The sequence below is a fragment of the Bradyrhizobium sp. 2TAF36 genome (assembly GCF_052114925.1).
In the GTDB taxonomy this organism is placed as follows: Bacteria; Pseudomonadota; Alphaproteobacteria; order Rhizobiales; family Xanthobacteraceae; genus Bradyrhizobium; species Bradyrhizobium barranii.
On the sequence record NZ_JBFRFR010000020.1, the window covers coordinates 1 to 12,830 of the forward strand.

The window sequence follows — 12,830 nt, forward strand, 5'->3', positions numbered from 1 at the left end:
CCCCCCGCCATGCAAGACGTACCGGGAACACGATTCCATAGATCGATGCCAGGACTGCCAAACTCCCAACGACTATTGCAACGTACATGGTCCGTCGGGCCGCTCGCTCAATCCGGTAACTCATCATCAAGCCTTTCGCAGCGTCCTCTTTTGAGAGGGAGCTAACGGCACGTTGCAAACGCTTCTGCTTTACGTCCTTCATGAGCCGGTCATCATGGGAGTTTTAGTTGCACCGAAGACGCATCGGTTGGGCAATGAATTCACCTCCACCTCATTTGTGCTTCCACGTCTTTGCCGATCATCGCCGTGAGTCTAGCCGCAATTCGAAAGTACCGAACGCGAAAGCGGGAATACTGGATCGTTGGCGGCTGCGGCTCAAAGCCCGTTCTCTGTCCGGCGGCCCAGCATCGAAGCTGTGATTGCATGTAACGCTTGTGAGCAACGCGATAATAGTGCCCGAAAACCGGGTACATCGTGGCCACGAAAATTCCGTGGATACGCAGACATTCGGACAATGCGATTTGCTCGATTGTTAGCAGCCTCGCGCCATGATCAAGCATGGCATCGATCAAAGCTATGGCATCTTTCAGAACCGGAATATGCCTTGCTGGGTCGACTGCAGTTACGCTTATAGCGGCCTCCTTATAGTTCGGGTCGGTGCGCTCTTCCCGCGAAGCTGGAATGAGGTGGTGATGCAGAACCGCAATGCGGAAATCGTCCGGATTTCTTTCAGTGAGGCGGAGAGCATCCTCGTACATGCGACAGCAGCCGATGGCTTTACACGCCCGCCGTTCGCTCATCCCGAAGGCGTCTCGGAGATGGTCGACAGCTTTCCGCTTGGCCGCGGGCGTCACCATTTCTTTCCCACGAGGTCCTTCAGGGCTGCGTTGATCACCCCAGGAGCGCCCGTCGGCTGATTAAAGGTTTTCGGGAGTGCCTAAGTACGAGGATTTATCCTCGTTCCGCAATCTTGTTCGGCCGCATGCCAGAACTCATCTTTACGACCTTCGTGCTTTCCGAGGCGGCTCGATGGCGCCACATCCGAACGCGAAGCCGGCTTGTGGCACCTTGCAACGTGTCGGCGCGTTCCCGCACAAGACAAAAGTGGCCACGGGTATCTTACGCCTCCTGCAAGATTGACCGCAGGCGCCGCGCCAGGTCTGGCAGGCGGAAAGGTTTGTCGATGATCGGAAACTCGTCTACCGCTCGATATCGTTCCAACACATCCCCCGCGTAGCCCGAAGTGAGCAGGACCTTAATGTTCCGCTGTCTGGCTTGCCGGGCAAGCTCAACGCCATTCATTCCGTTCGGCATCACGACATCGCTCAACAAGAGTTCAACTTGTTGGCCATTCTCCAACATCTGGATGGCCTCCGCACCATTCCGCGCGCAAAGCACCCGATAGCCAAACGTGGTTAGCATTGCGGATGTAACTTCCAGGAGATCCTCATCGTCCTCGACCACAAGAATTTGCTCATGGCCTCCCGGTACGGCCTGCGTTTGGATGGTTTCCATCTCTGCCTCCGCTGTTTGCTCGGCTCTAGGCAGATACAAAGCGACCGTGGTTCCCGCGCCGGGCGTACTTTCTATGGTTACATGCCCATCGGATTGCCGGACGAAGCCATAGACCATGCTGRGGCCGAGGCCGGTACCCTTGCCGACTTCCTTGGTCGTGAAGAAGGGCTCAAAAACCCGATCTCGTACTTCCGGAGCCATCCCGGAGCCGTTGTCCGCGACGGACAACCTTACATAGCGTCCGGGCACACACCCGGCCACACCTCCCTCGTCCAGAACGACGTTCCGCGTCTCGATCTCGAGTACGCCGCCATCCGGCATGGCATCGCGCCCGTTCAGGGCCAGGTTGAGGAGAGCGGCCTCCAGCAGCGGCGGGTCGATGTGACACAGCCATAGTTGCTCATCGGTCCGCAGCCTGAGCTCGCATCCACCACCGACCGCCTGGCGGATGAGCCCCTGGAATTTCAAAATCAGCTCGTTTGGGCTGACCAGTTTTGGGTTCAGTTTCTGCCGCCGGGAAAAGGCGAGAAGACGCGCCGTCAGCGCTGCTCCCTGATCAGCGGCACGCCGTGCAGCCGCGGCGAACTGCCGGACCCTGCCAATATCCGCCGAATTTTCGATGAGCTCGAGATTTCCGGAGACCACCGTCAACAGGTTGTTGAAGTCGTGCGCGACGCCGCCCGTGAGCTGGCCCACGGACTCCATTTTCTGGCTCTGCTGAAGCTGCTCTTCGGTCAGGCGGCGCGCCTCTACGGCCTGCTTGTGCTCGGTGATGTCTCGGAAGAAGATTGCGAGGCCTTCGCTGGAGGGGAATGCATTGAGCGCGTACCAGACACCGCGGCGAGGGCAGAACTCTTCGAACGAGGCCGGGCGCTGGTCTGACATGGCTTCTCGAATTCGGCTAATAATTTCCGTTCCGGCAGCGTCCAGAAAAGCCTCTTGCAGCTCCATGCCGATGAGTTCGCCCCCTTCGGCGATCTGCGCCCAGGCCCGCTGGTTGAAGAAGCTGATGCGGCAGTCCCGATCGACCGTGATCACGCTGTCGGTCGTACTCTCAAAGATCATCGTGAGCCGGGCCGCGGAATCCTCCGCCTTTTCCTTCGCCTCAGACAATTCCTGCTCGCGGTGCTCCAGTGCGTCGGCCATGGTGTTGAACGCGTTGGCGACCCGGGCGATTTCGGATTTGTCCCGGATGTCCACGCGCCGCGAATATTCGCCGAGCCGCCATTGGTTTGCGGCAGAGGCCAATTCACCAAGCGGACGATGGATGAACCGGCGGGCGCCCAAAGTTGTGAGGACCAACACCAGCGAGGTGCTTAGAGCTATCAGGAGGATGTCGCGTAGCGTGCGATCCTGGATCTCGGTGAAGGCCTGCGCCTTGTTGAGGCCAAAGCTGACAACGAGTGCCCCGGAATCGGCCTGCAGGGCCGAGTAGCCTTCGATCCGCTCCGTGCCATCGACGTCGAGGATATCGACCGCACCCCGGTCGTCCATGTTCAAGTATTTGTAACCGGGCATCTTCGTGCCGACGAACCGGCCGTTAGCGGGGTAGCGGGCGAGATAGGTACCGTTGCGGTCCGTGATGGCGAGTGCGGCTCCGCGGGGGGTGCCCTTCTGAGCGATGTAGTCAGCGAGCCAATCGAGGCTGAGACCCGCGACGATGACCCCGCCCAACCGACCATCGTCGCCATAGAAGGGCAACGCAAACTGAATAACTTTACGGCCGGTCGACAGACCTGCCGAGTATTCTCCGACCGAGAATTTGCCGGTCTTCAACATGCTGGCAAAGTAGGCCCGCCCAACGATGGAAATTGGTCTATGGACACTGTTCGTGTCACAGAAAGACCAGCCTTTCACGTCGGCGACAAGAAAGGTAATGAAGGCTGGAAATCGCCGCTGCATACCGGCCAGGTAAGCGTCGCACGCTTGGCTGTCCCTCGTTTTTATCGAGGGGAGTTCCGACATCGCGATCAAAACCTGACGAATTCCCTGTACGATCTGCTGCTGTTCTGCCGCGGCGAGCTTGGCCAGGCTGAGCGCCTGGTTCTGCACTTCGACCTGGCGCGCACGACGGAGATCGAGTTCATTGTATACCTGAATTGCGATCGCGGGCAGTAGCGCGACAGCCACCAGCAAGAAAAAACGCGATAAAATGGTCACTTCTCGACCGACCCCAATCCTCTAGCGTTGTCCTCAGAGCGCTGAGGATCATCACTCTGCGAGCATTTCCCCCGAGCCGCCGACTCGGCCGGAAATCCTTCAATTTGGGGAGCCCCTCCCCCTCGCCAGTACCGCTTATGCGCAATCGACATGAATGACCGGCTCGAACTCAAGCGTCGGCATCGTTGACGCGAAGATATTCACCCAGACCTAAAGACGGGAGAGCGAGCATCAGATGCCGACCGCACACGTCAAACAACTGGGCTTCGTGGGATCTTTTGAAATGCTCGCCATTCAGGAGGCGAATAATGACGCCAAGGGCCTCGTCTTGTCGTCCACGAAGGAGCGTAGGGTCGATGCCAAATGCTCGAGCGTATGCGGTCAGAGCGCCTGGCCCCGAGCCAAAGATGACTCGACCGTTCGTCAGGTGATCGAGTTGCACCATGCGATCAGCAACGCGAACGGATGGTGATATGGCAGATACCTCGCCAGCACCGATGCCTAATGCGCTGTATTCGTTCTCCTGCCGCCGCAAGGAACAGCTCAGGCGATCCGATCGTCTCCCATCCCAAAAGAAATGGTGTTCTCCTCTCCAAAATTCGTCTGAGCCAAAATCGCGCTGCAACGTTGGATGCTCGCCCACGGGATGATGAGGCGCAAGGAAAGCGCCGAACCTCAATTTCGCCATTGATCAATCCCCGCATCTAAGCACGCCTCTTCATTTCTTCGCTTCTTCCGTTTCGCACGACACCTCTGGTGGCACTGCCGAATAGCACCCTGCGCCGGGCGATGTCACGGCTTCCAGAAGACTCGCATGGCAGCATCGATGCGACGAACCCCGTAATGGCCCTTGATCTTCGGCGCCGCATCCAGGTGGAGTTGCGGAATTCGAGCGGTGATCACGCTCAGGCTTTCCTCAAGTTCGGCGCGCGCGAGTGCCTCGCCGATACAACGGTGTGCGCCGAAGCCAAAGATCGGATGCAATCGCGGTTGATCGGTACGACGAATGTCGAACGTGTCAGGACTGCGGTAGGCAGTTTCGTCCCGCATCGCCGACATGATCGAAAGCACTACAAGTTGACCGGCCGGTATTACACTCCCGCCAACGTCGATATTCTCGCGCGCAAGCCTCGCGGTCCCGGCAGCGCTAGGCTCAAAGCGCATTGCTTCAGTGACGGCAGCCGGAACCAATGAAGGATCATCACAGACCGCTGCCCACTGCTCGCGATGCTGAAGCAGTAGGGCGAGTTGCATCGTGATCGCCACCCGCGTCGTATCGGCACTGCCGATGATCAGCGGCATAACCTGGTAAAGCATCTCCTCTGGCGACAGCTCCCCGGCTTCGGTAGCTGCAGCCAGGAACGCCGACAGGAAATCGTCGCGTGGCCTGCGGCGACGTTCCCCGAGAACCTTGTCTACATAGTCACGCAACTGCCGTATGGCATTCTCGATCTCACCGAGCTCGTCCGGTTTCAATCCGAAGCTGAAGATTTTCGTCACCTCATAGACCAGCAGGGTGAATTTCGGAATGTCCTGCCTCGGAAGTCCCAAAAGGTCGGCAATCATGCGGGCGGGCATTTCGGAGGCGAACTCGCCGAAGAAGTCCATCTCGCCCCGCCCGTAACGCTCGCCAATGAGATCATCTGCCGTACGGCGAATGCTCTTACGCATCTCATTGATTGTGCGGGGGGCAAATAGTCTCGAAAATGGCGCGCGGCGACGCCGATGGACATCACCGTCGGCTGTTATCATGCTATACGTGAAGAGATCGAATATCGCTCCGCTGCTGACGCCCAAAGCCTCCGGAAAGCTCGTTCCGCTCGCGCCGGCTCGCGGATCCTTTCCCAACCGGTCGACGTCGGCAAAACGCAAGACGAAATATCCGCCAGTCTCGTGCAGCACGACAGCGTGATCCTTTCGGTACTGGCGGAAGACACCATGCGGATCCACATCCAGTTGCTTGAGGGTGAGGACCGGGAGCGCTGCGCCATGCAGGCTCCCCGACCCCGTCGCCGCAAAATTCTCCACCATCAGTCTCCTTAGTTCGAGTGTTCGATCGCGAAAGCACAGTTCGAGCCCGACAGCGCGCTCACGGTCGCGATTTCGTCGCCTTCGCCGCTCGGAAATAAGGGCTCTGTGAGCCCGTCTTCGGCCGCCACCACAACGTCGCCGCCTCGATCAGACGGTTAGAGGCGTCGCTGAGAAGACGTTATCCGGATCGAAACGACGCTTCACCGCCTGAAGTCTCGTGAGGTTGTTGCCGTAAGCGTGAGCGATTTGGTCCTGAGCCTGCGGGCCCAGAAGGTTGGGATAGCCGCCCGGCAACGACATCGGAGCTAACGTCTGACTAAGATCGCGTGCCCAGCGTTTGTGGACGGAGCCGTCACCAGTAGCAGGGTCCCAACACGCTATGATCTCAACCATGACATGTTCACGTCGCAGTCCAAAGGCGGTGCTGTCCGGCGGGATTTGCGTGGGAAGGCCACGGAAATGCTGAAGGACGATGGTCGAGAATGGCGACGTTCGACTGGTGCCACCTGCAATCAACGCAGAGACCGTCTCTGGATTGAGTTTCGGAATCCAGCGGCTCTCGACTGCATAGCACCGGTCGTTCTCCACACGCGCATCAAAGCTCTGAACTAAATCCTGATAGCTCATTGAAGCGATCTGCACGTGCATGGGCTTACCGCAGCGCTTCAGAACCTCCATTGCGATTTCACCGTCGGATATCTCCCCGGTCCACGCTGGCGCCAAGAATAGCGCCGGGCTGCCGTCCGGTAGAGAAATGAACCCGATAACGACTGACAGTTTGATGTCGGCAGATGCTATTGCCTTGGCATACCGGCCCAGCACTGTCTCGGCTTCACCCCATGGAAACAAAATCATGCCGCCCAGAACCCGGCGACCGCGGTGCAAGCGGACTTTCATCGACGTGACTACGCCGAAATTGCCTCCACCGCCCTTAAGGGCCCAAAGCAGGTCCGGGTTTTCATCGTGATCGACGGTGAGACGTCGCCCGTCGGCAATGACAAGTTCGGCGCCACTCAGGTTGTCCAACGCCAGTCCGTGGCTTGCAATCAGAGGGCCATAACCGCCGACGGTCGTCAATCCGGTCATTCCCGGCAAACCGTTCCAGCCCGTGACGGCAATGAGGTTGCTCGCGGTCGCGGCAGCGATAACTTTGGCGGCCGTGGCGCCCCCGGCAATAGTCGCGATTTGCCCCTCGATATGGACGTGGTTCAGCTGAGACAGGTCGATGACGACTGCTTCCGACCGGACCGAACGACCGGTAACGTCGTATCCACCACTACGAACCGATACTGGCATGTTATGGGCACGCGCTGTTCGCACGGCCGCTTGCACGTCTTCCACGCTTTCGCAGAGGACAATCGCAACCGGATAGTGATCCACCGCGCCGTTCCATACCCGTCTAGCGCTGTCGTAGCCCTCGTCTCCTCGCGCGATGACCCGGCCTTGCATTTGGGTTTGTAGATCGTGCACCGATTGTTCAGATCGACTAACACTCTGCATCATACTTCGAACTCCCGGCTGTGATTGTACGACGGTCGAGAAATACCGGAAGACGGTGTCGAAGATCGCAGGATGGATCGTTGGCGCCGCAGCCTTTCGCGACCCAGTATTCAATCTGGCAGGACGATTCCTGGGCAAACTCCGTATTGCCGCTTATAGGCGACGATGAAACTGGAAGTCGTACTGTAGCCCGCATGGCGGGCCGCCTGTTTAACGCTTACTCCTGCTTCTTTGAGAGCACAGTCGGCCCGTTGCAGCATGAGTGTTGTGCGATGTCCGGATAGTGTCGTGCCGTAGACCTGCTTGAAGGCGGATCGGAGCTTGGTTCTATTCATGGCGGCAACGCGCGCGAGATCATCAACATCCAAAATGCGATGTGGCTCCCGGTCGATGATCTGCTTCACCAAGCCCAACCGATCAAGAATGCCCGGATCGAAGGCACCCGCGCGCAAAGCATCGCGTCGGGAGACCTCGCTCAACAGAGCGGAAACCAGCTCAAACGTCTTGGCCTCATAATAGAGCGTCGCGAGAGACGGAAACATGGCACGTCGGGCAGCAACGTCCCTTGCGATCGCGCCAAAATGACCGGAGTCGAGCGTCTCCATCGCGATCTGTTGCCCTCGGATCATGCGCAGAAGCGAGTCCGGCAATGTCGCAGCAGGAAGGCCACGAGCTTTCATCATGGCCATCAGGTTGACGACGACAGTAACGGCCTTGAGACCTCGCGAAACACTCGTTGCAAATTGGAAGCGCTCGTGTTGCGGCACGAAGACCATCGTCATATCTGCACCCTTCGCATCAAAACGACTATTGCCGACGGCGAAGTCCGTCCAGGCTCCGTCCTGATTGAGTACAGCAGTACATACGATCACGTCCTTCCTTGCCAACGCCTCCAGTTCGACGGTTCTCGAATTCGCCCAATCGACTACGAAGATGCCCATACCTCGTCCTGCCCACGCTACGTTGCCAACATCGGTTGACCATGGGGCCTGGGTCAGATTTCCTCCTCGGGCCTGCATGCCGGCGCGACTTAAAACTTCCTCGAAATCGACTTGCGACACATTCATCTCCGATATCCGCGTCGCCGAGACCACGACGCAATCGGATGATAGCGGAGGCTAAGACCCGATGAACTCAACTCGTTGTGCGTTTTTGCCTTACTGCTAACGGGCGTGATGAGTCGTACGTGTGTCCGTGCGGGTGCACGCCTGCACAAATCATTCACAGAAAGGCGAGAGGATAGTGAGGCTATGTTCGATCCTAGCACTTTGCGTCGCTCAGACGATGAGAGACATCGCGGCAAGTCAAATCGCGGCGATCCGATATTGGCGCGGGGATTCCAAGACCGGGGCGCGCCTCGCCACTGTCCCGCTGATCTTACGGAGCCGTTGTCGACATTGCTGCCATCTTCTTCAGCACGCGCGTCATCGCTTCGATGACAGGCTTGGCGGTTTCACCGATACTATGCCGATCTGCGACAAAGGCAGGATCATTATAGGAAAGAATGGTGTTGCCGGCCTCATCCTGCCAGACCAGCACCTTCAACGGCAAGTCGATGCCGATTGTTTGCGCCGATCGCATCAGCGGAGTTCCGACCTTAGCCGCACCGAAGATCAGAAGATCCGTCGACCGCAGCGGCAGCCCGACCGCGGCGGCGCCAGCGGTGTGGTCGATATGGCTAAATATCGTCATGGCCCTGGCACGGACCTCCGCCTCAAACCGGCTCATCGTTTCCTCTGGGCCAAAGCTGCTGCGCAGCGTGATCAATCCATCAGCGGCCATTGCATGCTCTCCTGATAACCACGTCGTTGTGATCAACACAAAGACGACAGTCCTTGTGGTTGGCAATTCTCGTTTCCTCGAGGGTTTCGGGTTAGTCGATCTCGCTTTCCACGGCGCGCTCTTGGTGGCCGCAGCTCCTCCGTTGCAGCACATCAAACGTCTTCCCGATATCAGCAGCGCGATAAGCAGCCGTGGGCCGCAGGGCGAAACACAGGATGGAAGCGAAGCCGATCCCGAAAAGAACACAAGCGCTCGTCTCCGCATCTGGAGCCAGTCCTCCGGCGACCAGCATGGTCGCTGCACCTGCGAGTCCGATGAAGCAGCCTTGGAAATGCGCGGCCACCGCCGGCAATTTGTCGGGCATGAGCAACGCCTTGAGCACGTAGATGACAACGAGCACCGCCCAGACAACGCCGGCAATCAAGTAGATCCAGTCCTCGATGAACTTGGGAAGTTGCCAGGTCCGCTCGGCTCCCCGCCAAGCATTGCCCAGACCTGCAAGGCCCAGTACAATTCCGAAATAGCTGGCCGGCATATTGCCGAAGATCTCGGAAAAAGGACCGGACGACTTATCCAGCACCCGCCATCGCGCAATTGCCGCCTCCATGATGGTTACTCCAAAGAACTCAGACTGAATGTGTTCGAATGTGCGGGTAGAATAGGCGACGGCATTGATCGAGCCGCATACAGAGCGCCTCGACGCGGTTCAAGGTGCCACCTGCAGCCGCGTCGAACCGCCTCGGCTTCGCTCACTTGCGCATGCCGCCTGCAAACTGGGCGACGAGCGTTGCCCAAGGCATGTCGAGCGCGCCATACACGAGGCCGGCCTCCGGCCGGCTGTTGTCTTTGAGGATCTCGACCATCAACGTGGCGTAATCGGACACGACGACGCCGGCCTGCATCATGCGCAGCAATCCGGCCTGGCGCTTGGTCTCGCTGAACGTTCCGCAAGCATCGACGGCTACGTACGCGTCCGATCCACGAGCCACGGCCGTCATCGCCGCGAAGGCCGCGCACACTTCAAGAGAGATGCCGGCGAAGATCAGCTTGTTCCGCCCGGTGGCCGCGATAGCGTTGACGACGAGGTGGCAGTCATAGGCGTTCACCCATGGACGATCGATGACCTCGACACCGGCCAACGCTTCGACTAGTTCGGGGAAGATCGGTCCCCACATGCTGTCGCTCGCGGTCGTCGTGACGACGATAGGCAGCTTGAGCGCCCTCGCGGCTTTGGCAAGAGCCACCACGTTGTGCTTGAGCTCCCCGATCGAGATGTCCCGGACCCCGGTCATCAGACCAATTTGCTGATCGACCAGTACAAGAGCGGCGTTCTCAGCGGTGAGCGGTTCATAGGTTCGGCTGGGCATTAGGTCCTCCTGGTTAGTTCTATTCGGTTCCCAAACCGGGCGAAGCCGGCTCTGGAGTGACGACTTAGAGCTACCCACTGGACGCTCGACCCAAAAGTCATCAAAATCCGAACCCAGCGTCCCAATGGTTGGACGACGGACCTATGCTGGATCTGAACGATTTCTTTCTGTTCGTGCAGGTGGTCGACCGGGGCGGCTTCACGGCCGCGAGTCGAACTCTGCGGACCCCCAAATCGACGCTCAGTCACCGCGTCCAGCAGCTCGAGGGCAGTCTTGGCGTACGGCTGCTCAACCGGACGTCGCGCAAGTTTGGGATGACCGATGCAGGTGAGGACTTCTACCGGCACGCGGTCGCGGTGCTGCGAGAGGCAGAACTGGCCGAGAATACCGTCCGGCATCGGCTGAGCGAACCAAGCGGCACGATACGGTGTACGGGTGGCGTGGCGACCATGCAGTTCGCCATGACCGGCATTATCAGCGACTTCCTGATACAGTATCCGAAGGTGAACATCGTGGTGCATGCCATCGACCGGCCGGTCGATATTGTTGGTGAGAACTTCGATATCGCCATCAGGGCCCATTCCGGCCCGCTCCCCGATTCCAACCTTGTCAAGCGGACGCTCGCACCGGCCCCCTGGTTCTTGTTCGCAGGATCCGACTATCTCGCCGCGAACGGAGAACCGGAGAAGCCTCAGGATCTCCGCGATCATCCTTCGCTCTTCATGATGAGACCCGGCGTGGACCCGGTCTGGCGATTGCGCCCTGCCCGCCAGGCGAACCAGGCGAGGAATGAAGTCGTGATGCCGCTGACGCCGAGGCTCTTGAGCGACGACGAGATCGGGCTCCAGGAAGCAGCAATCAGAGGTCTCGGGATCGTGGCGTTGCCCGGTTACATCTGCCGCACTGCGGTCAAATCCGGAGCCCTGCGGCGGGTATTGCCGAACTGGATCGCCGGCGACTCCACGATTACGGCGCTCATTCCGTACAGGCAGGGACTGCTGCCGTCGGTTCGGGCCTTCCTTGATCATCTGGTCACGGAATTTCCGAAAGCCGTCCTGATGTAGGTCGTCCAGCCTGTCGTACGCTAGGTTCCAAATTTGGCATCTGTTCAGCTGTCGGGCTTTGCTCCTAGATGCGTGTCGAAGACGAAATTCGTCTGGAGCATGAGCGATGAACATATTGCCGGAATTGAGCTGGACGTGTCTCTCCGAAACGTTGGGCAAGATCGTCTCGGCGGCCCGCATCGATCGGAAACGGCTTACCGCAGATCAAGTCTTGGAAGCGATGATCGGCGGATAGATCCGTTGTAGATAGAGGACGACTTCGTGATGACGGCGCCGACCTGAGACCCTCGCGCAGGAATCCGAGCCGACAACCGCGGAACGCTTGTGACGCGCACGGGATGTCCGCCTCCTGCGCCGACGGCAAGCCCGGCCGCATCCCGACCTGCCACTTCTCCCAAATGCCCCCTTGCTACGCGTGGGCCAGATAAGCTTCTGGAGAGGAAATTAATGATGTCAGCTCCCGGATTGAGGAATTATCAGCAGAGCAAGACGGAGTTCGTTCGAATTTCGACGGACGAGCGTGACCGTGAGCGCGCCTTACGCGAGCGCTTCGCGGACTTCTGGGGGACGGCGAGCGCCGAGCCGAGGGCGATCTACGACGCCTTCATTTCTGCCAGCCCCCTGACCCATGATGTTGATCTCGAGGCGGTCTACGAAGGCAGCGTGCGGGGGTGGTGGGTTCATCCACAACAGGCCGAGGCCGGCGAGGCCATCCTCTTCCTGCATGGCGGCGGATACGTGAAGGGCTCCGCGAGAGCATACCAGGGTTTCGTCAGCCAGATCGTCAGCCGCGCACGGATTCCGACGCTCGTCATCGACTACCCGCTGGCTCCGGAGGCCACGGTGCCGGCGCCTCCGGAAGCAGCTATAGAGGCCTGGCGATGGCTGGTCGCACAAGGCCTGAACCGAATAGCGATTGCCGGCGGCTCGGCGGGCGGCGGTCTGACGCTCGTGACGCTGGCAGAGTTGACCAAGAAGCCCCATGGCCCGGCGCCGATCGCAGGCGTGGGGTCGGATCTGGCTTTCACGGGCGCATCGATGAAGAATCCGGCCGTCGCTGATCCGTTGATCGGCTACGAATACCTGAAGGATTGCGCGCACAAGTACCTCGGCGTCGCGGATTCCCGCGATACCCTCGCCTCGCCGCTTTACGGCGATCTGCGGTGCCCACCGCCACTTCTCATTCAGGTGGGTACTGATGAGCGCCTGCTCGACGACGCCCGGCAATATGCCGACCGTGCGACGCAGGCCGGAGTTTCGGTCGAGCTCGAGATATTCGAAGGGATGCATCACGTCTTCCAGCTCGACGTCGCACATCTCGAAAGTAGCCGCGTCGCGCTCGATCGCGCAACCCGATTCCTTCGCGACGCTTTCGACGGCCGATGACATTCCCTCGCGGGGTCATCCATCA

The 12,830-nt window shown here is 59.2% G+C and carries 11 protein-coding genes and 1 pseudogene; 2 read left to right on the forward strand and 10 right to left on the reverse strand.

Annotated elements, in window-relative coordinates:
- From AB4Z51_RS13260 to AB4Z51_RS13305, 10 genes and pseudogenes are all read right to left on the reverse strand, one after another.
- Positions 1-202, reverse strand: a 202-nt coding sequence (locus AB4Z51_RS13260) for a hypothetical protein (protein WP_441497523.1), incomplete at its 3' end; no start/stop codon positions are given.
- 553 nt (positions 203-755) lie between these two features.
- A pseudogene (locus AB4Z51_RS13265) lies at positions 756-889 on the reverse strand (IS3 family transposase); the annotation flags it as partial.
- 230 nt (positions 890-1,119) lie between these two features.
- A complete protein-coding gene (locus AB4Z51_RS13270) occupies positions 1,120-3,675 on the reverse strand; it encodes an ATP-binding protein (RefSeq protein ID WP_441497524.1) in 2,556 nt (851 codons plus the stop codon).
- A gap of 169 nt (positions 3,676-3,844) precedes the next feature.
- Positions 3,845-4,363, reverse strand: a complete 519-nt coding sequence (locus AB4Z51_RS13275; protein ID WP_441497525.1) for an LLM class flavin-dependent oxidoreductase — start codon at positions 4,361-4,363, stop codon at positions 3,845-3,847.
- Positions 4,364-4,467: 104 nt separating this feature from the next.
- The gene (locus AB4Z51_RS13280) at positions 4,468-5,706 is read right to left on the reverse strand and encodes a cytochrome P450 (RefSeq protein ID WP_441497526.1); all 1,239 of its coding nucleotides are present in this window, start codon (positions 5,704-5,706) and stop codon (positions 4,468-4,470) included.
- 147 nt (positions 5,707-5,853) lie between these two features.
- Entirely contained in the window at positions 5,854-7,209 is a 1,356-nt protein-coding gene (locus tag AB4Z51_RS13285; RefSeq protein ID WP_441497527.1) for an FAD-binding oxidoreductase, read from the reverse strand.
- A gap of 107 nt (positions 7,210-7,316) precedes the next feature.
- Positions 7,317-8,273 carry a helix-turn-helix transcriptional regulator gene (locus AB4Z51_RS13290; protein ID WP_441497528.1) on the reverse strand — a complete coding sequence of 319 codons (957 nt, stop codon included), beginning with the start codon at positions 8,271-8,273 and terminating at the stop codon, positions 7,317-7,319.
- A gap of 310 nt (positions 8,274-8,583) precedes the next feature.
- Positions 8,584-8,988, reverse strand: coding sequence for a DUF302 domain-containing protein (locus AB4Z51_RS13295; RefSeq protein WP_441497529.1), 405 nt, complete (start codon positions 8,986-8,988; stop codon positions 8,584-8,586).
- A 91-nt stretch (positions 8,989-9,079) separates the two neighbouring features.
- Positions 9,080-9,595: a hypothetical protein gene (locus AB4Z51_RS13300; RefSeq protein ID WP_441497530.1), complete on the reverse strand. Its 516-nt coding sequence runs from the start codon at positions 9,593-9,595 to the stop codon at positions 9,080-9,082.
- A 142-nt stretch (positions 9,596-9,737) separates the two neighbouring features.
- On the reverse strand, positions 9,738-10,355 hold the full coding sequence (locus AB4Z51_RS13305; RefSeq protein ID WP_439035933.1) for an isochorismatase family protein: 618 nt from the start codon (positions 10,353-10,355) through the stop codon (positions 9,738-9,740).
- A 143-nt stretch (positions 10,356-10,498) separates the two neighbouring features.
- On the opposite strand from AB4Z51_RS13305, the gene AB4Z51_RS13310 reads away from it, so the two are divergent.
- Both AB4Z51_RS13310 and AB4Z51_RS13315 read left to right on the forward strand, forming a co-directional pair.
- Positions 10,499-11,419 carry a LysR substrate-binding domain-containing protein gene (locus AB4Z51_RS13310; protein WP_439035932.1) on the forward strand — a complete coding sequence of 307 codons (921 nt, stop codon included), beginning with the start codon at positions 10,499-10,501 and terminating at the stop codon, positions 11,417-11,419.
- Positions 11,420-11,866: 447 nt separating this feature from the next.
- Complete coding sequence (locus AB4Z51_RS13315; protein ID WP_441497531.1) at positions 11,867-12,805, forward strand: alpha/beta hydrolase fold domain-containing protein; 939 nt, start codon at positions 11,867-11,869, stop codon at positions 12,803-12,805.
- Positions 12,806-12,830 lie beyond the last annotated feature (25 nt).